General features: G+C 50.8%; 11 protein-coding genes. 4 read left to right on the forward strand and 7 right to left on the reverse strand.

Features of this window, described 5'->3' with window-relative positions:
• Positions 1-299: 299 nt before the first annotated feature.
• Positions 300-2435, reverse strand: coding sequence for a FecR domain-containing protein (locus DESTI_RS30755; protein ID WP_014810389.1), 2136 nt, complete (start codon positions 2433-2435; stop codon positions 300-302).
• A 501-nt stretch (positions 2436-2936) separates the two neighbouring features.
• Here DESTI_RS30755 and DESTI_RS12795 point away from each other — a divergent pair.
• The 3 genes from DESTI_RS12795 (at position 2937) to DESTI_RS12805 (ending at position 8003) form a co-directional block, all read left to right on the forward strand.
• Positions 2937-3482, forward strand: coding sequence for a hypothetical protein (locus DESTI_RS12795; RefSeq protein WP_014810390.1), 546 nt, complete (start codon positions 2937-2939; stop codon positions 3480-3482).
• Between the two features lie 313 nt (positions 3483-3795).
• Complete coding sequence (locus DESTI_RS12800) at positions 3796-4947, forward strand: exonuclease SbcCD subunit D (RefSeq protein ID WP_014810391.1); 1152 nt, start codon at positions 3796-3798, stop codon at positions 4945-4947.
• A complete protein-coding gene (locus tag DESTI_RS12805; RefSeq protein WP_014810392.1) occupies positions 4944-8003 on the forward strand; it encodes an AAA family ATPase in 3060 nt (1019 codons plus the stop codon). Before DESTI_RS12800 ends, DESTI_RS12805 begins: the two co-directional genes overlap by 4 nt.
• A 944-nt stretch (positions 8004-8947) precedes the next feature.
• On the opposite strand, the gene icmF is transcribed toward DESTI_RS12805, so the two are convergent.
• Positions 8948-12211, reverse strand: coding sequence for a fused isobutyryl-CoA mutase/GTPase IcmF (icmF, locus tag DESTI_RS12815; protein WP_435051218.1), 3264 nt, complete (start codon positions 12209-12211; stop codon positions 8948-8950).
• A gap of 103 nt (positions 12212-12314) precedes the next feature.
• Positions 12315-12581, reverse strand: coding sequence for a hypothetical protein (locus tag DESTI_RS30760; protein WP_014810395.1), 267 nt, complete (start codon positions 12579-12581; stop codon positions 12315-12317).
• Positions 12582-12909: 328 nt separating this feature from the next.
• On the opposite strand from DESTI_RS30760, the gene DESTI_RS12825 reads away from it, so the two are divergent.
• The gene (locus DESTI_RS12825; RefSeq protein WP_014810396.1) at positions 12910-13776 is read left to right on the forward strand and encodes a hypothetical protein; all 867 of its coding nucleotides are present in this window, start codon (positions 12910-12912) and stop codon (positions 13774-13776) included.
• 93 nt (positions 13777-13869) lie between these two features.
• Here the strand turns inward: DESTI_RS12825 and DESTI_RS12830 are convergent, their stop codons facing one another.
• From DESTI_RS12830 to DESTI_RS28855, 4 genes are all read right to left on the reverse strand, one after another.
• Positions 13870-15144: a competence/damage-inducible protein A gene (locus tag DESTI_RS12830; RefSeq protein ID WP_014810397.1), complete on the reverse strand. Its 1275-nt coding sequence runs from the start codon at positions 15142-15144 to the stop codon at positions 13870-13872.
• Positions 15144-17810 carry a DNA polymerase I gene (gene polA / locus DESTI_RS12835; protein ID WP_014810398.1) on the reverse strand — a complete coding sequence of 889 codons (2667 nt, stop codon included), beginning with the start codon at positions 17808-17810 and terminating at the stop codon, positions 15144-15146. The genes DESTI_RS12830 and polA overlap by 1 nt, the downstream gene beginning before the upstream one ends.
• 80 nt (positions 17811-17890) lie before the next feature.
• On the reverse strand, positions 17891-20863 hold the full coding sequence (locus tag DESTI_RS12840; RefSeq protein WP_014810399.1) for an AAA domain-containing protein: 2973 nt from the start codon (positions 20861-20863) through the stop codon (positions 17891-17893).
• A 91-nt stretch (positions 20864-20954) separates the two neighbouring features.
• Positions 20955-21698, reverse strand: coding sequence for a sugar phosphate isomerase/epimerase family protein (locus tag DESTI_RS28855; protein WP_014810400.1), 744 nt, complete (start codon positions 21696-21698; stop codon positions 20955-20957).
• Between the last annotated feature and the right edge of the window lie 26 nt (positions 21699-21724).

The following is a 21724-nucleotide window of genomic DNA, read 5'->3' on the forward strand; positions in this document are numbered from 1 at the left end:
GTCACTTTTCGTCTTATTTTGTTCAAAAAAAGCGCTCTGCGCAACCCCTTTTGGATTTTCCAAAGGAAGAAATTCGATTGAGAGCGCCCACCTATACCGATTCTCGAAAGTAATCACGGATTGTCAAGAGCAGTTCCCAGCAATTGGTAGCGCCGGCCTCCGTGCCGGCGAACAATTCACCGAACAAATCAATAAGTTCTCGCCGGCAGGGACGCCGGCGCTACTGATTCTTCCCATAGCAGGCATTGGATTCCATCAAGACTTTCGATAACCGCTATAAGAGCGCTCTCACGCAGTTCCTAATCACGATCCTCCGGTTTTTGCCCGGGTCTATGAGGAGGCCCCGGTCTGGGAGGCTCCGGTCGAACTTGTTGTTGTGGCTGAGGCCGTTCCTGTCGTTGTGGTTCCGGTCTGACCTGAGGTTGTGGTTGAGGCCGTTCCTCTCGACGTGGTTCGGGCCGAACCTGGGGTTGCGGCTGAGGCCGCTCTTGCTTTGTTTCCGGTGCTCTTTCGGGTCTTCCGGGAGGTTCCGGTCTTTGCGGTCTCATTTCCGGTGTCCGCTCAGGTCGGGACGGCCGTTCCGGTCTTTCAGGTCTGACCTCCGGCTTTTCAGGAACTCCAGGGCGTTCCGGCCTTTCAGGCCGTTCGGGTTTCACTTCAGGCACCCGTCCAGGCATTCCGGGGCGTTCCGGTTTCACTTCAGGTCTCTCAGGTCTTTCCGGACGCGGACGTTCAGGTCTCACCTCTGGAGGTCTTTCAGGTCTTCCGGGCCGCTCCGGGCGCTCTGGGCGCTCTGGTCTTTCAGGTCTGACCTCCGGCTTTTCAGGAACTCCAGGGCGTTCAGGCCTTTCAGGGCGTTCCGGTGTCACTTCAGGTATCCTTCCGGGTCTTCCTGGACGTTCAGGTCTTTCAGGTCTTTCGGGTCTCCCCGGAAGCACACCGGGCGGCAATGGCGGCCTCTCGGGTCCAGGGCGCTCAACATCGGGAGGACCGGGTCGCCTGGTGCAACGGCCTTCGAGACAGGTCAGCCCCAGGGATTCGCACGAAACACAATTCGAGCCGCGCCTTTCCTGACAAGCTCCACAGGGCCGGTGCACGCAACGGCCTCCTACGCAGGTCATGCCGAGTTCTCCGCAGGACACGCAACGGCTGCCATTCCAGAAAGTGCATTGATCGCATTCTCTGCGCGGAACGCATCTACCGCCTCTGCAGACTCTGCCCATTTCTTCACAGGGCACACATCGTTGCCCGTTCCAGAATGAGCAACTCGGGCAATCTTTCCGGACACACCTGCCGTTTTGACATACAAGGCCGAGTTCTGCGCAGGGGATGCAGCGATTATTGCGGAAGACCGTGCACTCACGACATGATTTTTGGACACATCGACCGCGTTCGCAGTCCAGTCCGAGCTCTCTACAGGGTACACAGCGTCTTCCGTTCCACACAGTGCATTCGCGACAACGGGACGGAACACATCGACCGTCCACACATTCTCTTCCTACGTCCCGGCATGGAAGGCATCGTCTGCCATCCCAGACAGTGCATCTGCGACAGTTCTTCCGCACGCATCTTCCGCCGATGCATTCCATGCCAATCCAATCGCATGGCACGCAACGATCTCCATTCCAAACTTCACAGCCTCGGCATGGTCTCACTGGAACCCACGGAACTGCAGGCGGATAATAGACGTCAACCCCGACCTCCGGGACAGCTCCGTAGGAAGGCGGCTGTATGATGTAGGTTTCTTCACAAGAAGGTACGTCTTGAGGGAGGGTTCCGGGGATAGTGGTCTGGTCGATAAGATCCTTCATCGTCTGCGATGAAACTGTTACCGGTTTTGTAGGCTCCTTGCGCTCATCGATATCGGATCGCTGGCAGGATGTCAGGAGCTGCTCTGCCGGCAATTCGTCCAGAATGTTCTTCACTCGAACACGGCCCCAAATCACAGTCACCGTAGTCTGCTTCGGATTGTACACGTTCACCACGAAGTCCACAGGCCGATCTGTCGGTTCCACATTGATGAGGGCTGTGGGGGTTACGATCGTATAAGATGAAGGAGGATCCGAGTTGGGCAGCTTGTGGACAAACCGGATAATTCCTTCGGTCATATCTGCGCTGAAGTGGCTCGTCTGCCCTGATTTTTCCAGATCGTAGAAGTAGATTTCAGACAACTGTCCCATGGAAGTATGACTGTTGTTAACGAATGACACCAGCCCTTTACTGTCTTTGTCGCTTTGAAACGTATCTCCAATTGCTACGGGGTCACCTTTATTTGCCTGTCGGAACTCCGACTCATCGGAGTGCCGCATGTAAACGCCTCCTTCCACCGCCTGAACCGAACCTATCTGTTGAGCAAATGCTGGAATTATCCATACACCGGCGACCAACAGATTTGTCAAAAAGGCTGTGAGAATCCGGCGATATGCGGTTTTCATACTATCCTCCTCCGAGTGTGAACGAAAAAAAGGTGATTTCCCCCAATTTGCGGTTCTTTTCAAGGGTCATTACTCATATGAAATACCGACAAAGAATACTAATTTCAGGTTAGGGACAATCAAACAGGAACTCCGTTTCTATCGGGACATTATCGAAAAATATTAATTGAAGGTAATTCCGAACAAAGAGAACTTGACGCCACGGAAAGTACCTTTGTTTTAGGTTTACAAAACCTACTCTCGCTGTCAAGATCTTGCATCTCCGAAGTGCTCCACATCTTATTGAGAATTTTCGGGAAAAGTCGCTTGTTATAAATCTGTATCAGCGGGGACTTGTGTATGAAAAAAATGAAAATAAAATGGGATATGAGAGAATACAGGAAACTCTGGACTGCGCGAGTCGGGACAATCGAGGAAACCGGATTGCATGAAAGACAATGCCGATGATTCAACGTTATTCAGGGTTGCGATATTTCAGCAAAAGCTCGTTTGGGATGAAACATGGAAAAATTCGATACGCTTGATTTGACCCGAAAAAAGAGAGCTCCAGAATACGAGAAAAAGGTAAGAGAAGACGATACCGTCAGTACTCCGAGTCGATTGGATGTGTCGACGCAGACGGAACAAGCCCATATGCGGCATCTCGTAGAAGATCATCTGGAAGAAAAGGCGCGCAAGGCTTCTCGAAGAAAATGGGGAGGTCGCGGTTTGATCGCTCTCGGCTGTATGCTCCTCTTCACGTCTTGTCCATTGTATGCGTTTACCTTGATCGGTCCGGAGACAGTGCTCACCGCACTGGCCATGATCGCGGGAGGGAGCGCGCTTCTCGCGTGGCGTCCACGTCTCAAAGATACCAATGAAGCCATTATCGTCGCGGCGAAATACGGTAACTGTCTTACGGCGACACGCTTGGCCCTTGAACTCGACGTCACTCTCGACAGAGCGGAAAGAATCATCCAGGAACTTGTGAAGAGCGGAATAGCGGAAATCGACCTCATGCACAAGGATTCAACGAATTCAATTGTGTACAAGATCAGGGGACTCTAGTGCCGAGTCCGTATTGAGATGACAACTAACCCGATCGAGAACTTCTTATACTGATTCGCTTCTCTTTTGATGATCTGGGAGGCTGGAGTATCCCTCGCTCCGGACGACGCAGAGCCGTCTAATCATTCCGCTCAGGACACCCCAGCCTTCGCTATCTTATGTGCACAACTGCGAAATGGTATTACATCTGTCTCCTGCAATTCTAAGTCCTGACCTGCATCAGTTTTCTTCAATGAGAGAAAAATTACTCGAAACACTTCTCAACTCACCCCGTATTGGAGTATAAAGTTCGCCTCAGAGATCGAGAGGATTCATGAGATTCGTACATACCGCAGATTGGCACCTGGGGCGGATTCTGCATGGGCAACGACTCATAGAGGATCAGGCCCATGCGCTAGGGCAGCTAGCGCTCTTCATCAGGGACTGTAATCCGGATGCTCTGCTAATTTGCGGAGACGTTTATGACAGGGCAGTTCCTCCTCCGGATGCAGTGGAATTGCTCGATGAATTCCTGTCAGAGATGGTTACGGATCTGAACCTGACAGTGATCGCTATAGCCGGAAATCATGACAGCCCTATTCGTATGGATTTCGGGGCCAAGGTCTTTTCCCGGCAAGGACTGCACGTATTCGGCTCGGTCACTGAAAAATTTCTTCCGGTTATTCTCCACGACGCACACGGAGCGGTGAGCTTTTATAGCCTTCCCTATGCAGAACCTGCCCTGGTGAGAGAAAAGCTCTCGTGTGAGGAACTGACGGGTCATGAATCCGCTATAAAGGCCATGTTGGACACCCGGTCGCGAACCCCGGGAGAACGGTCAGTACTCCTTGCTCATGCATTTATCTCAGGATGTGAAGAGGCAGAATCAGAGCGTCCTCTCAGTATAGGCGGCGTTGACTGCGTCAACGCTTCCGTTTTCTCGGATTTCCATTACGTTGCTCTGGGACATTTGCACAGGCCTCAGACCGCAGGAGGGTCTCAGATCCGTTATTCAGGTTCTCTGCTCAAGTATTCTTTCTCGGAGGCGGACCACAAGAAGGTTGTGCACCTGGTTGAGTTCGACCGTGACGGCACGTGTCAGGTGGACAGCGTTGCTCTGACCGTCAGACGGGACGTTCGTCGCATCTCCGGATTTCTCACCGACATTCTTCAAGGACCGGCAAATGGCGAAAGTCGCGACGATTACCTACTTGTATCCCTTTTGGATCAGACTCCCATCCTTGATGTAATGGGCAAGATCAGGGAAATCTATCCCAATACTCTGCATATCGAACGGCCTCATCTGGAAGCAGGAGGGGGAAGCGGCCGAGCCCCCGGCGATCACCGAAAACTGAGCGATGCCGATTTATTTGCTGCGTTCTATCAAGAAGTTACCGGAAACGAGCTGTCGCAGGAGCAGGCTCAGGCTTATGACACCATCGTGAGCGCTTTGAGACAGAAGGACCGGGAGTCGGCAATCCCATGAAACCGTTGAAATTAGTAGTGAAGGCATTCGGCCCTTATCCGGACGAACAGATATTCGATTTTCGGACGTTGCGTAATCGTATGCTCTTCCTGATTCATGGGCCTACAGGATCCGGAAAAACAAGTGTCCTGGATGCCATGTGTTTCGCTTTGTATGGCGTCTGCTCAGGAATGCACAGGGAACCCAAACAAGTGCGCAGCGATCATGCTTCTTCTGACGTGCAAACCGAAGTGCAGTTTGATTTCAGCCTCGGGCCTGATGTGTACCGGGTGTACCGAAAACCCGAACAAACGCGTCCCGGCAAAGGAGGCAAGACATCGATAGTAAGACCGGAAGCAATCCTCCACAAACGTACCGGCCTGGAATCCGATGAGATTGAAGGCACTGTTGTAGCGACTCAATGGAAACGCGTCACAGAAGAAATCGAGCGGCTGGTCGGTTTTCGTAGCGACCAGTTCCGGCAGGTCGTGATGCTGCCACAGGGCGAGTTTCGGCGTTTATTGTTGGCCGATTCAAAGGAAAAACAGGCCATTCTGGAAGTCTTGTTCAGAACGGAATTCTATCGACGAATCGAAGAAGCGCTGAAGCAAGCCGCAAGAGATTTGGAACTGCAGATCAAAGATGCCCAGACTAAGCTCGGATTCCTTTTAGGTCAGGCAGATGCCACATCCGCGGATGAATTAAGAGAGCGGAGATCCGCATTGGAGCATCGATGTTCCGAATTCCGGCAAAAATTGAAGCATTTAAAGCGTTCTGAAGAACAAACCCGAGATCAGTTGAACGAGGGAAGGGCAGCTAGAGAAAAGCTCGATGAGCTGAATGCGGCAAGAAAGGCGCTCCAAAACCTGGAACTGAAGACCGAAGCCTACGACGCACAAAAGAATGTTTTGGCTGCAGCTCACAAGGCCGCGGCAGTAATTCCTCAGGCTAACATGCTCACCTTGCGGACTCAGGAATCGGATGAGGCAAACCGTCGGCTCGATCAAGCGAGGAAAGATCTTCAGGGCGCAGCAGAACAGAAAGAAAGCGCCTCGCAGGCTCTTGCAGCGGAGGAAGAAAAGGCACCGGTCGTCGAGAAGTACAAACAGAGATTCGCCCAATTGGAAAATCTCACTCCGCAGGTAAAACAACTGCAAACTGTGCGGCAGGAGTTATCTCGAGCGACAAAAGAGTTCCAACAAAGAGAAGCAGATCTGCAAAAGACAAGAGAAGCCTTGGAGAAGTGTAAATCGCAGATGGCGGAAATTCTGCCCGAACAGGAACGAGCTGAGAAGGCCGCCGCACGCGAGGAGTTCTACAGCCTCAAGATTGCTGAAATCGAGCAAGCATACGCAATTTTCAAGAAACTGGAATCCCTGAATGCCTCCGAAAATATCGAGTCGAAGTCTCTCCATGGAATATCGGATGAGCTCTCCCAAGCCGAAGCGCATTTAGCGAAGGCACTTGTCGAGTACGATCACCTTGAACAAGAGTGGATACGCGGGCAAGCAGCCTTATTGGCCTCTAGTCTCTCAGAGGGCGTTCCCTGTCCGGTATGTGGTTCAAAAGAACACCCGGCTCCTGCTCCTCTGGACCTGAAGACACCGGATCTGACTCGAATCAAACGAAAGAAGGCCCAAATAGATCAGTTCCGCTCCAAAGTAGAGGAATGCCATCGAGAAAAGACTCAACGGGAGCTTGCCCTCATGCAAATACGTTCAGAGGCTGAAGCCCGCAAGGAAGCGCTTGGTTCTCATGGAAACAAGGAGCCTCTCGAGCTGCAGGCCGAGCTCAAAAATTTAAAGCTTGAATTGAAGAAATCACAACAGGCGCGAAAAGTAGCGGCTCTTCTCGCAGAACAGGCCGAAAATCTTGAGCGTTCCATATCCGGATGTGAAGATACGTTTTCAAAAGCGGAAGTTCGACGAACCGAATCTCTATCTCGCTTGCAGACTATTCAGGCACAGTGTGCCGCTCTGAAAGAGCAACTTCCGGAACATATGCAGGAACCGGAGAAGTTCGAACGTGAAAAAACCTCCGTGAAAAAGAAGATTGCGGCCATGGAAGCCGATTTGAACAAAGCGCGAAACGCGGCATTGCATGCCAATGAGCTTTTCCACGGATTTCAGGCCGGCCGGAAAGCCGCTGAAGATACGGCTGCAGTTGCATCGAGCCGACTGCTTATCCAGAGAGAAGAATTTCACAGGAGTCTGAAAGAAGCTCAATTTCCTGACGAGAAAGCGTTCCTTGCAGCAAAAAGAACCTCTGAAGAAATCAGACTCATGGAAACGCGCATTCGGGAATTCGAGGGCAACTTAAGAGCAGCCAAGGACAGGGTTCATCGAGCCGATGCGAATGCCGAAAATCTTGCGGAACCCGATATGGGGACGCTGCAAAAGGCCGCGCAGGAAGCTCGAAAGTCGCTCGAAGAAGCATTACGGGAAGAAGTGAAGCTCAATGAGGAGCTTCAGCGAGTGACGCGCTTTCTCTCCGATCATTCGACAATCGGCAAACAGCTTGTCACATTGGAATCGCAATATTCCCTCACAGGCTCCATATCTCAGGCGGCAAACGGAACGAACCGGGACAGGATTACGTTTCAGCGGTTTGTTCTTGCCGCTCTCCTTGACGATGTTCTCGCTGCGGCTTCCAAACGACTCAAGATAATGAGCAACAGCCGGTTTCACCTGCATCGAGTGACGACGCAAGCGGATCGCAGAGTTCCGGGTGGACTGGATTTAGAAGTGCACGACACATTCACCGGGACTTCAAGACCTGTGTACACTCTATCCGGAGGGGAGAGTTTCCTCGCATCTCTGGCCCTGGCGTTAGGGCTTGCGGATACTGTGCAGGCTTATGCCGGAGGAATCCACCTGGACACGATTTTCGTCGACGAAGGATTCGGCAGCTTGGACCCGGAGGCTCTGGACCTCGCCTTACGCGCGCTGATGGAGCTGAAGCAGGAAGGCAGACTGGTGGGAGTAATCTCTCACGTGCCCGAGCTCACAGAACGAATCGATGCTAGGCTGGAAATCATACCGGGTAAGAGAGGGAGTTCAGCTCGATTTGTAGTCTAAAGCGCTTCTCAAGAAGCGATCAACCGCTCACCGTTATTGAAAGGCATCACCGCTCACCCGGTTTTTCCTCAACGTCATTTTATTCGGTCAGCCATATCAAAAAGTTGAAAGCAAGAACATACATCTAACAGAATCTCAAAAAATGTGAGTTAATCGAGAACCGAGACGGAACATACCTACAATCACCATTAGCCAGGAGGCTAAATTCAAAATAGATACATACCTTGGCACTATTCCTGCGTCCTGTGGTGCTTTCAGAAATTCTGTAGGGGCATCTAGACCTGACTTCTTGTACGCATTGCAGGTCAGATGTCTGGTAACAACAAGTCCAATGACTCCTCCCACAACCAAGATCACTCCTTGGGCAATATTCATCTGTTTATGACCTCAAGCATCAATTAGCAGTAGTCTGTTTCAAAAACTATCAACTACGTCTTAACTCTTCTCGCAACTATTCAGTTACGCATGGGAGAGATATCTTCGGCCCCGAAGGGGCTACGTAACAAGAAACAATAGCCGTGGGTGCAAGCCCACGGAAGCGATACGGCAAATCCTTTGTTCTCGGGACCCTGAAAAGGGTCCATCAATCACATTTGGGAATCATTGCCTGTTGGTAGACCCTTTCAGGGTCGTTGAACCATACTTGTGGATATCGCACTGTCCACGGGTTGACCAAACTGTCTCAAAATTCTCGAATGCACAACACATCGTGCCACGATTCATCATCCTTGTAGGGGCAGGTCTCGTGCCTGCCCTTCCGCAATGACCGGCACGGAGGCCGGTCACTACCGGGCACCCACGAGGGGCGCCCCTACAATCAGGCCGTGAAGATGATGAGAATTTCGTGCCACGATTTGGGATGAATTTCGACTTTTGAGACAGCTTCTGACACCCGTGACTATTATTGGACCGCCCTTCCAGGGCGCAGATTGCCTGCTGCTCGGCTACATGCTCCTCCTGTACTGTCCGCCTGCCTGAAACAAGGCTCGGGATATCTGTCCCAACGAACAGTATTTGACTGTCTCCATGAGTTCTTCAAAAATGTTTCCGCCCGTCTGAGCCACTCTGAAAAGTCTGTTCAGAGAAATATCGCACATGGCTTTGTTTCTTTCCTGGAATTCCTGTAACCGCGTAAGCTGCGATTTTTTCTCATCCTCGGTGGCTCTGGCCAACTCGACTTTACATAGATCCTCGTAATCCGCGTAAGGGTTGATGAAGGTGTTTACTCCGATAATGGGGTATTCGCCGGTTGATTTCAGGTTTTCATAGTAGAGCGATTCATCCTGGATCTTGGTGCGCTGATATCCGGTTTCCATTGCTCCGAGAACGCCGCCCCTCTGGGATATGCGATCGAATTCCTGAAGCACCGCTTCTTCGACAAGGTCCGTCAATTCCTCGATGACAAAGCTTCCTTGATTGATATTATCGATTCTGCTGATGCCCCATTCTTTATTAATGATTAGTTGAATGGCCAGCGCGCGGCGAACCGATTCCTCTGTGGGAGTCGTGATTGCCTCATCATAGGAATTGGTGTGCAGAGAATTGCAGTTGTCGTAGATGGCGATAAGCCCCTGCAACGTAGTCCGAATGTCGTTGAACTGAATGTCCTGCGCGTGCAGCGATCGTCCGCTGGTCTGGACATGATATTTGAGCATCTGGGAACGTTCGTTCGCACCGTATTTTTCTCTCATGGCGATTGCCCAGATGCGCCGAGCCACCCGGCCGATAACGCTGTATTCAGGTTCCAGTCCGTTGGAGAAAAAGAACGACAGATTGGGAGCGAACGCGTCTATGCGCATGCCACGGGATAAATAGTATTCGACGTACGTGAAACCGTTGGCCAGAGTCAGGGCCAGTTGCGTAATCGGATTAGCCCCGGCCTCGGCAATGTGATATCCGGAAATAGAAACGGAATAGAAGTTGCGCACTTCATTTTGGATGAAATATTCCTGGATATCCCCCATCATTTTCAGCGAGAAATCTGTGGAGAAAATGCAGGTGTTCTGTCCTTGATCCTCCTTGAGTATGTCAGCCTGCACGGTGCCTCTGACATTCATCAGGACGTCAGCCTTGATTTTCGCTGCTTGATCCGGAGCCGGTTCCCCGTGCTGGGCCCTGTATTCGTCCAATTTCTGATCTATGGCAGTGTTCAGGAACATTGCCAACATGATGGGGGCAGGTCCGTTAATCGTCATGGAAACGGACGTATTGGGAGAGGCAAGATCGAAGCCTCGATAGAGTTCCTTGACATCGTCCAGGGTGCATACCGATACTCCGGAAGTTCCAACCTTCCCATAAATATCAGGACGTTCCTCCGGGTCCATACCGTAGAGAGTTACGCTGTCGAATGCCGTGGATAGTCTCTTGGCTTCGTAGTTTTCCGATAAGTACTTGAATCGTCTGTTTGTCCTGAACGGATCTCCTTCTCCGGCAAACATGCGTGTAGGATCTTCATCCTGGCGCTTGAACGGGTAAACTCCGGACGTGTAAGGAAACATTCCCGGCAGGTTTTCTCGGAGTCTCCATCTAAGAATCTCGCCGCGATCCTGGAATTTCGGAAGCACGATTCTGGGCAAAGACGTCCCGCTCAGGGTTTGGAAGCGGAGAGGAACATGGATTTCTTTCCCCCGAACCTTGAATACATATTCCTTCCCGGAATATGCATGCTTCATTTCCTCCCATTCGCCAACAAGACGCAGGGCCCTCGGATCGAGCCTTCTTTCTATGCTTTCCTGCAGGTGCTTTATCGATTCGAGCGCGTCCGAGTGCTCTTCTATACCTTCTTCTCTCAACGCTTTTGCCGCTGCGTCGAGTTGCCAAATTCTTCGGACAAGGTTCTCCTGCTCCTTTCCCCATTCATGGTATCTTCTGATGACTGCCGCAATTTCGGACAAATACCGAGTTCGTTCCGGGGGAATGATGATGGTCTTTGAAGACGATTTCTTATCAGGCCTGGCCTTGTAGCTCGTTACCCAATTAACTCCGGTTTTACGGTTTATTTCCTCAACAATGCCGACATAGAGACTGGTCACTCCGTCATCGTTGAAACGTGATGCAATAGTTCCATAGACCGGGAATTCCTCGAGAGACGAACCGAATGAGATTTTGTTACGCTGAATTTGTTTTCGAACATCGTGTATGGCGTCTTCCGACCCTTGCCTGTCGTATTTGTTGACAGCAACGAGATCCGCGAAATCCAGCATGTCTATTTTTTCGAGCTGGCTTTGGGCTCCGAATTCTGATGTCATTACATACAGAGCCACATCCACAAGCGGTACAATTGCTGCGTCACCCTGGCCGATACCGGCTGTTTCCACAATAATCAGATCGAATCCTGCAGCTTTGAGAACCTCGATGGATTCTTCCATATGTGCCGGAATTTCCATGCCGATGTTGCGCGTGGCGAGGGAACGATAGTACACCCGGTCGTTGTAAATGCAGTTCATTCTGATCCGGTCTCCCAACAGCGCTCCTCCAGTTTTGCGGCGAGTCGGGTCGACGGAAATTATCCCCACAGTCTTCTCTTTTTGATCGTTCAGAAAACGGAGCACTATTTCGTCTGTGAGCGAAGATTTCCCTGCTCCACCTGTTCCGGTTATTCCAAGAACGGGTACCTTCTTATCACCCACTTTGCTGTGGAGAGCATCTCTTATTGCCGGTAAGTTTCCGTTCCCGCATTCCTTTGCTACTTCTACGGCAGTGATGGATCGAGCTATGAGTCGCCACTGCAAAGGCGCGAGTTCTTCGACATCTCCGTCCATGTTGCCGTCCGTCGTGGAAAAATCACTGAGTTCAAGGAAATGGTTTATCATGCCCTGCAGGCCAAGTCGGCGGCCGTCATCCGGACTGTAGATCTTGGCCACGCCGTACGTTTCCAGTTCACGAATCTCTTCCGGAACGATTACACCGCCTCCGCCTCCGAAGACTTTGATGTGAGGCGCTCCTTTTTCCGCCAGGAAATCCACAAGATATTTGAAGAATTCAACATGGCCGCCCTGATAGCAGCTTACTCCTATGGCCTGAGCGTCCTCTTGTATTGCTGCTGTCACAATTTCCAGGACCGATCGGTTGTGTCCCAGGTGAATCACTTCCGCGCCGGAAGCCTGGAGAATTCTCCGCATAATATTAATGGCTGCGTCATGGCCGTCGAAAAGAGAAGCTGCCGTAACAACGCGAACGTGATTTTTCGGCAGATATGGAGAAGGCACCGACATGTTTACCCCCTGGAGCGGCTTAAGCATTCAAACAGTCTATGATGAATTAGCGGGCGTCTCGATCCAAGCCACCCGGAACCTTTCGGGAGCACTCGCCTCATATGATAAGGGCACGATCGCGACGAAAAACAAGATCACCCACAAGAATCACGACATCACGAATTCCATCTCGTTCAGACAATGCAAAGCAGTTATGGTAAAGAGATTTGTACGGTGACGATAACCTTGTACCTTTACTGAAGCCGTCGCCTACGGCTTCAGATCGACTATTTTTCCGAGTATGGGCGATGACAGCCGGATAGGGGACCAGTCCGGCCGGACCGCATTGAGAGATTACATTTTCAGGGATAGTTCGAAAAGCCACTTTCACCTCCGAAAAGGTCGAAAGCACTGAAAGGGGGAACTCACTGTTACTTACCATAGTATATCACGACGAGGTACTCAACAGGAATAGCGGTAAAAGAGCATTTGCACTATGCGGAGTACTGTCCGTCGACTGTTATTTCGGAGTCGAGCATAGAAGATTGTTGACCGCTCCCGTTGACCTCATTTCAGTGCAACTACAAAATGTTGAGAATGTCCGATCTGTCGAGAGTAATTCCTTGACAGCCAGCTTGGGTGTGATATATATTCGCTTGTGATCATATAATGTTATGTTTATTTCTTTATTGCCTCGGAAAAAGAGGTATGGATTGAAGATCTATAGGCAAATCACTCCGCGGATACTTCTGTCGGCCGTGCTGACACTCCTCTTATTGTGCCCCGGAATCTCCGGTGCTCAGGATGCGTCATGGTGGGGTTCATCGTCCTGGTTCGACTGGTCGGACTTCAGAGGGTCTGCCAATGTCAGGCTGTTCTTTGCCCGGCTCTCGTCAGCAAATGCAACCATCAACGGTCAAGATGTGGACTTGAAGGAAAGATTCGACATCTCGGGCGATCCGGAGGTAATGAAAGAGGCGTGGTTTCAGCTCAATATCGATAGGTTAGGTTTAAGATTACATATAGAAGATCATAAATTCCAGGGTTCCCCTGTTTTGTTGCCACCACCATTGCCGCCCATAGTATTTGGAGAACTGGATTTCGGCGCGATCCGTGCAGGTGTCGATCTTGATGTAATTCGGTACCCATTTCTTAGATTGGGAGCCAATTTCGATTACGGATTCGAAGTCCCGAAATTCGTCGATGACCGGACCGGCCGCGTGGAGTACAAGACTTCCAATCCGGTTACCATCGGACTTCATGGATATGCAATTCCCGGCCGCATTCGGGATATTCCGATTTTTGCTCAAGCACGTGCGCGATTCCCGATTCCTTTGGTTAAACAGAATCCTGACATCAAGATAACGGACTGGGAAGTGTCAGGGGGAGTGCGCCCGTCAATCTGGCAAACAAGTCTCTACGGATTTTCGACCTTTGCCGTCAGCCTGGAGGGCGGTTTTAGATGGGTCAATCTGAATATGGATGCTACTCCTGATCGTATTCAGACAGCGCAACCCATTCAAGCCAATTTGAAAGCACAGTGGCAAGGCGCGTTTGTTCAATTGGGACTGATCTTCTAGAAATAAGCTAGCTTGGCAGCAATCCTGTCGATTTCTCACGCGCAGAAAAACTCACTTCCTCTTCTCAAGCAAAACAGGTCTGGAAAATCCCAATTACTCTTCGGTTCCGTGAAGTCTGAATCCTAGAAGGTACCTTCTCAAGATGTCGAGCCCCTGCATTGCGGCAAGGGTGCGTACCCAGTCGCGTATTCCCGGCATCAAGAAGCCTCTGGACAGCGTAGTTTGCTCAGTGGCAAGGCCAACATAGAAAGTGCCTACCGGTTTTTCCGGGGTGCCACCCGAGGGACCGGCGATACCTGTTACAGATACGCCAATATCTGCCTTTCCAACTACCCTGGCTCCTTCAGCCATTTCTCGGGCACACTGATGAGATACTGCTCCGTACGTGCTGAGCGTTTCTCCAGACACGTTCAACAGCGCTGATTTCATTTCATTCGAGTAACTGACGACAGACCCCATAAACACGGAAGAAGAACCGGGAACCCGTGTGATCATGTCTCCTATCATTCCACCGGTTATGGATTCGGCGAGTGAGAGCTTCAGATTACGCGCCTTCATAAGACCCAGAACCACTTCTTCGATGGAACTCCCATCCTCAGAGATAATATTCTGTTCGAGCCGTTCTCTAATGACATTGAGCTTCGTACCGAGAATGTGGTCGGCAAGCTCTTGCGTTGTTCCCCGAGCGTCCAGTCTCAATCTGATTATGGGAAATCGCGGGAGGAACGCCAGGTGGTAGCTGTCTTCGTCTTGAGCGACATCCGCCAGGATTTCCCCGAGTTTGGATTCTGAAAAGCCATACACAATAAGGGTACGTGTTCTGAAAACGTCCCGAGAAACCCCGAAACGTTCGGCTATCCTGGGGAGTCCTTGCTCTCTCAACATCCTGATCAATTCGCGAGGCACACCGGGGAAGAACAGAGCAACGCGGCCGTTCTTCTCGATCATAAATCCGGGTGCCGTCCCATGATCGTTGGGAATCGGAGTCGATCCGGCAGGCAACATGGCTTGTTTTGTATTGGACGGTGCCATGGGCCGTTGCCATTGCCTGAATCGGTCTTCGATGCGAGCCAGTTGCTCTTTATCAAGCTTGAGATCCACTCCCAGAAACGAGGCTGCCGATGCTGCAGTCTTGTCGTCTTCAGTAGGTCCCAGCCCCCCGGATACAATAGTGATCGACGCCCTTGCCATCGCATTTTCCAGTGCATCGGCTATGAGCGCCGGGTCGTCTCCAACGGAAGACATACCTTTCACCGTAATGCCGGCGGTTCGCAGCTCACGGGTAATGGTTTCCCGATTTGTGTCGGTAATCACCCCGTTAACGATTTCGTTTCCGATCGTGAGTATCCATGCGTCCAAGTTATCCATTAGTGAGCCTCGTCCCAATTTTTTCCGATGGCGGTATCCACTACAAGTGGTATGGACAGCGGATATACGTGTTCCATCTCCCTCTTGAGAAGGGTTTGCGCTTCCCGAGCAACGTCTTCCCTGACTTCCAAAACAAGTTCGTCGTGTACCTGAAGGATCATTCGAGCCGGAAGGCCGGTCTTTTTCAATGCATCGTGGACACGAATCATCGCAAGTTTCATGAGATCCGCGGCGCTTCCCTGAATGGTAGTATTCACCGCCATCCTTTTCGCAGCCTGCTGAGCGATCTTGTTGGGATTGTTCAAGTCCGGCAAGAAACGTTTGCGGCCGAGTATGGTTGTCACATACCCATCCCGTTTGGCTCTTTCAGGCACTTCCTCCATGTACTGGCGAACTCCCGCGTACGTCCGATAATAGTCTTCCAGATATTGTTTGGCCATTTTAAGCCCCACACCGATTCTGCCTGCGAGCTTGAAGGGACCCATTCCATATATGATACCGAAATTGATCTCTTTTGCTCTGCGTCGCATCTCCGGCACGACCTCGGCAAGCGAACATCCGAATACGTCCGCGGCTGTAATCGCGTGAATATCTTCACCGGCAATAAAAGCTTGTTTGAGCCGCTCATCTCCGGAAATATGTGCAACAAGGCGCAATTCGATCTGTGAATAATCCGCGGCCACGTACGCGTACCCGTCATCGGGAATAAAAGCTGCTCTGATTTTACGACCTTCAGTGCTGCGAATCGGAATATTCTGGAGATTGGGATCTGAAGAAGAGAGGCGACCCGTTGCCGTAACCGCTTGATTATAAGAGGTATGAATGCGCCCGGTCTCAGGATTCACCAGGTTTACGAGGGAGTCCACGTACGTGGATTTCAATTTGTAAATCGAACGGTATCCCAGAATCAGCCGAGGAAGCTCGTGTTCCAGTGCGAGTTCCTCAAGAACTTCAAGCGATGTGGAAAGACCGGTCTTGGTTTTCTTCACACCTTTTAATCCCAGTCTCTTGAATAATATCTCCCCAAGTTGCTTGGGCGAATTGATGTTGAAAGGCTCTCCAGCCATTTCGTAGATGGCTTCTTCCGAAGATTTGAGCATCTCCCCGAATTCTTCTGATAGAGTTCTCAGATACGGAATATCTATTCTGACACCGGCGATCTCCATATCCACGAGAACGGGAATAAGCGGGAGTTCCACCTCGTTCATAAGCTTCGTGAGGCCTTCGGTTTCCAACCGGGGACACAGTATTTCAGCAACTCTACAGGTCACTTCAGCGTCTTCACACGCGTATTTCGTGGCATTTTCAATATCGACTTCAGAGAACAGGATCTGATTCTTGCCTGTACCAATGAGTTCCGTAATTCTGATGGTGCGGTGCTCGAGACAACTTTCAGCCAGATCGTCCAGGGAATGCCCGCGCCGCGAAGGGTCCAAAAGGTAGGACGCCAACATAGTATCACACGTGATTCCCTTTACCGTAATTCCTTCCCGTTTGAGAACGATCATGTCGTACTTTATGTTCTGACCGAATTTGAAAATCGTCTCGTCTTCCAGAACCGGTCGCAGTACTGTCAGGACTTCATCCTTTTTCAGTTGACTGCCCTGAGTATGTCCCACAGGCAGATAACAGGCTTTTCCACTCTCTGCGCAAAAAGAAAGCCCCGCAAGTTTTGCTCGCATGGGTTCCGTACTGGTGGTCTCGAGATCGACTGCAAATCTTCGAACCCGCCTGAACGTTTCTACCCATTCAAGCAGTTCTTCCATAGTGGAAATAGTGCAGTACCCGGAAAAATCGAGACACCTTCTGGCCGGTAATTCCTCCAGAAGCTTCTTGAACTCCAATTCCTTGAAAATCTCTCTGAGCGCCTCTGAATCCTGTTCCTGAACAACAAGATCTTCAGGCTGAACAGGGAGCGGCACTTCAAACCTGAGTTCCGCAAGTTTTCTGCTCAAGAACGCGTTATCCTTGTTTCCGACCAGCTTCTCCTTCACACTTTTTTGAGCCACTCTGTCGATATTTGTGTATATGCCCTCCAATGAGCCGAATTCCTGGAGAAGCGCTATAGCTCTTTTCGGACCGATACCCGGCACACCGGGTATGTTGTCGGACGAATCTCCGACCAATGCCAGGAAATCCAACATTTGCTCGGGAAAAACCCCGAATTTCTTGGAGACCCCTTCGCGATCGTACGTGACGTCCCGTTGAGGATCCCACATGCTGATGCCATCGCTAACGAGTTGCGTCAGGTCCTTATCTCCAGAGACAATCGTGACTTTCCAGCCTTTGTCCGCAGCCAGCCGACTCAGAGCGGCAATAATGTCGTCAGCCTCGAAGCCGGGTACAGAGATACTCGGGATTCGATACGCTTCGACTATTTCATGGATTCTTGGGATCTGAATCTGCAAATCGTCCGGTGTCGGTGGTCTGTTTGCCTTGTATGCCGGGTAGATTTCATACCTGAAATTGGGACCCTTGGCGTCGAAGATTACGGCGATTCGTTTCGGAGCCCGTTCACGCATGGTCTTTGCCAGCATGTTGCAGAATCCGAATATCGCGTTCGTCGGAAATCCCTTGGAATTCGACAGGCCGCCCATGGCGTGGTATGCGCGATAAATGTAAGAACTTCCGTCTATTAGATATATCTCTTCATTTTTCTTTGTCATTAAAAGCCTCTTGTAACGAGCAGGGAGATGAGTTGAGCGGGCGGCGTTCTTGAAACGTCTTTTTTCCTGGCATCACGTCATCACATCTTCACACGTTCCAATCCCTGCAGAAGTTCGGCAAAAAGCGGATGCTCCCGGAGAACCGGTCCATGGCCCAGCAGGATGAGTTTGGATCTGGCTCTACTCAGTGATACGTTCAGGCGCTTTTTGTCCGCGAGAAACGTCGTGACACTGTCCGAACGAGCCAAGGATAATATTATAACCTCGCGTTCACCACCTTGAAAGCTATCCACAGTGTCGGCAGAAAGAGAAGAAATGTGACTTCCTCCGGAAGCCAATTTTCGTCTGATGAGCGACTGCTGCGCACGATAGGGCGTGATTATCCCTATTTCATGGGGAGCCATTCCCGAGTTGACAAGAGTCTCGGTTATCCGGCACGCAATCTCCGCTTCTTCAGGGCGAGCCTTGGAATTCTCTGCACCATCGATGTCGACGAAGACCACCGGACGTTCAGGATCGATAATGCGGTTCACGCGAGGATCGCGAGAATTTGTGAGATCCAATTTCAGACGACGAGTTGCCGCTTCCTGCGAGGGCTTCAGCAATCCCTGGTAAAAGAGACGTGACGGGATATTCTGGATTTCCGTGTTCATCCTGTACTGGATCTCCAGAGAGGATACTCTCTGGCGGTCGGCTTCATCGAACAGACGTTCGAATAACGAGCGTTCGAGCAAAGCGCCTTCCGAAGTAGGATCCTGATTCTGCACCTTTACCACCGGCGGTAACTGAAGATGGTCACCTCCGAGAATAAACTTTGGTGCCATGGAGATCGGCCCCAGAGTTGAAGGCTCATCCAGTTGGCCTGCTTCGTCCACCACAACTCTATCGAATTTCTGCCTCAGAAATACAGGATGTGCTGTGCATTGATACGCTGTTGCTCCTACAAGCTGAGTTTCAGTCACCCGTTTCTTGAACGCTTTGAAATCGTGTTCTTTTGACGCCAGTTCCTGAAAGAGCGCGGTAGTATTGTGAGTCAGTTCCAATGCCCGTACGAATTCTTTGGATACGTTGAAGCGACCGCCGATTCTGAGGAAATTTCTTACGTCCAGATCGATAAGCGCCAAAAGAAGACGGTCCAGGGCAACATTGGTGGGACATGCCACCAGTACCCGCTCGCCTCGTTCCAGGCATTTTCGGATCAGACGCGCAAGGACTCTGGTTTTTCCGGTGCCGGGGGGGCCGTGGATGAGATGAAATGTCTGACAACCAAGCGCTTCCTGGACTGCAGATTCCTGACGTTCGTTTAAACTCCACGAGATGTTTTCTGGAGAAATGGTACTTTCATGCTGAACGTTATCATGTGTATGGACTTTATTTTTGTTGGCCTTTGCTTGTCTTATCTCAGGCTTTATCTCCTCCGATCCGTCATGCACCACACTCGCTATGACTTCCTTGTCTGCTTTATCGAAAAAGCTGAAGAGAGCATGGCGTGCAACTTCACGCCCGCGGGAGAATGGAATTCGGTCGAGAAACCAGCCCTCGGACCGGTTGGTGACGCAATTGCACCATGCCCCGGGCTCTTTCCGATTATTCCAAAAGATGGGGATCCTCACCCGTACCGTTGTTTTTTCGTCAGCACACTCTTTTACTCTGCAACGAAAGGCTTCGGGTCCACATGGATCTCCTCTGTGGACTATGATTTCCTCTCCGGGCAACAAATCCGCGGACGATTCGGAAAGCACCAGTTCTTTCAGCAGGGTTCCGCTCTGGCCGTTTTCCGACGGAAAAGGATCTTCGCCGGAAGAATTGTCATCCTGATCGTTGATACCGTTTTCGGAATCGATTCGTTCGGGGGATCTCACCTCCTGAATTTCCAGGGTGATGCCCTCGCTCACACGGTCCTTCAGGGTTGCAGCATCGAGAATACGTGCAAATTCGGCTTCCTGAGCCCAGGCATCAGCGGAAAGCACGCGAAACCATCGATCATAGTAGCGCCGCTCCGATTCGTTCGGAAAAAATGCCTCAGCAGCATTCCCGAATAGACGGTTACAATGAAATCTTGAGAAGCATTTGCCGTTCCTTCCGCACACCATGTCCCCTGACACGCTCTGGTTCACGGTGTAGGAGTGTTTCAGGAACAAAATCCTGTTGCGTCCGGAAAGAACGAGATTTTTCTTCTCATTTTCCAGTTCCTTCAAACGCTCGGCTTTTCCGGTGGCTGAATAGAGGATGTACCCTTCCGAATTCCGGGGTGAATTCTCCGAGAAAATGAGCGAATAGGCACACAACTGCAAAAGATGGTCGTCGACGGGTACTTTTCCGGATTTCAGTTCCAAAACCGTTGAGTTGTCTTCCCGTCTGAGTATGGCATCCGCACGTCCTTTTAATCCCCATCGGACGGACATCCGATCCATTTCCACTTCAGCATAATCGAAGCTGGGACTGTTTCGTTTCAGCCATGACTTGATATTGGAAAAATGTGTGCGAGCCTCTGCTTCCAGCGATTTCAAGTGGATTTTAATATCGGAACCGGGAAGCACCGAGACGAGGGAAGGTAAAGCCTTGCGAAAGGCCTCCTGAAATGTGCGTTCCGACGGTTCTCCCAGACGAGCCAGAAGATGTTCGAAAAGGGTGTGGATCAGCTTTCCTTTTGCCATCCAAAACGGTTCTTCGGGTCCAACCCGAAACCTCACATCCGCAGAGCGAATGCAAGCGGCAGCCTCAACCGCTTCTGTCACACTGACTACTCGACATGGTTCCAGCACGAGATCGGAGGTTGGCGTCACTCCATAAATGTATGAACCATCATCAAGCCGGTTGTTCAGTTCGAGACCGAAGCAGACTACTTGAGCGCCTTCCCAGCAGAGCAGAGGAAACTCATACAAATCCTCACGGACGAAATCCGGAAAAATTACGAATACTCGGGACGAATCGTCATCAGTCGACAGCTCGATACCGCGAAAAAGATAACCGCCTTTTGGTGCGGTCCTCGGTTCCGAAGAAATTCGTTCTATTTTGCCGGTTATTGAATGGTCTTTTTCACAAACGGGCATGAACCTTAATGTAGCACAGCCGGTCAGGCGAGACACAAGGAATTGTCGGCACTGAAGGAAAGTGCTTGAAAGAATTTGTTTCGCTGCTACTCTAGAGATTATCCAAAAAACGTTGCACCGTCCGTCTTCCTTCCTCGAGCGAGTGTCGTTCCAATTCGAGAGTCATTGTTCCGTCATATCTTCGGTGCTTCAGCAACCCCAGAATACCATGAAAATCGATTACACCTTCTCCGATGGGCAGGTGAAGATCGTCTTCAACACCTTTTCCACCGCGATTGTCATGCAAGTGGACATGCCTGATGAACGGCCCCAATCTCTCGATGATTTCGAATGAAGTATTTGTCTTCGCGAGCAGTTGACCATGTCCCACGTCTAATGTGAGAACAAGGTCGGGAACCACTGCAAGAACCGCCTCTATATCCGCGGCGCTCTCGGACAGATTTTCCAGACTAACGGACACATTTCGCTGTCGTCCGAAATCGACCACCTGTCGTAATGCGTTCTTTTTCTCCTCAATTATGGTGCGCTTCACAAACCGATGATCCACCCACATGTGAATCGTCAACAGAGTAATGTTCATGCCGTGCGCGATATCGATGGTTTCTATAAGGGCAGGGACGTATATGTTCCACAAATTCTTCGGATCGTTTGGAGGTCCCTCGTGCGGGCCGTGAGCGAGAAGAAAGAAAGTGTCATTTCCCATGTTGCGCACATTCGATTCCGACCACAGAGCCCTCGAAGCTTTGTCACGAATAACGACTTCTCCAAAGTCGAATTCGAGCGCCTGGAGAAAATCGATATCCTCGGGATGTCGCACATGGCCGCCGAAAAACATGAGGAACAACGAGTCCTGAGAAGAAG

It is taken from the genome of Desulfomonile tiedjei DSM 6799 (assembly GCF_000266945.1).
In the GTDB taxonomy this organism is placed as follows: domain Bacteria; phylum Desulfobacterota; class Desulfomonilia; order Desulfomonilales; family Desulfomonilaceae; genus Desulfomonile; species Desulfomonile tiedjei.

Bases quoted from the DNA above. Each gene is read 5' to 3' on its own strand.
- DESTI_RS30755 (WP_014810389.1), bottom strand. From the start codon at position 2,435: ATGAAAACCGCATATCGCCGGATTCTCACAGCCTTTTTGACAAATCTG.
- DESTI_RS12795 (WP_014810390.1), top strand. From the start codon at position 2,937: ATGGAAAAATTCGATACGCTTGATTTGACCCGAAAAAAGAGAGCTCCA.
- DESTI_RS12800 (WP_014810391.1), top strand. From the start codon at position 3,796: ATGAGATTCGTACATACCGCAGATTGGCACCTGGGGCGGATTCTGCAT.
- DESTI_RS12805 (WP_014810392.1), top strand. From the start codon at position 4,944: ATGAAACCGTTGAAATTAGTAGTGAAGGCATTCGGCCCTTATCCGGAC.
- DESTI_RS12830 (WP_014810397.1), bottom strand. From the start codon at position 15,144: ATGGATAACTTGGACGCATGGATACTCACGATCGGAAACGAAATCGTT.
- polA (WP_014810398.1), bottom strand. From the start codon at position 17,810: ATGACAAAGAAAAATGAAGAGATATATCTAATAGACGGAAGTTCTTAC.
- DESTI_RS12840 (WP_014810399.1), bottom strand. From the start codon at position 20,863: ATGCCCGTTTGTGAAAAAGACCATTCAATAACCGGCAAAATAGAACGA.
- DESTI_RS28855 (WP_014810400.1), bottom strand. From the start codon at position 21,698: ATGTTTTTCGGCGGCCATGTGCGACATCCCGAGGATATCGATTTTCTC.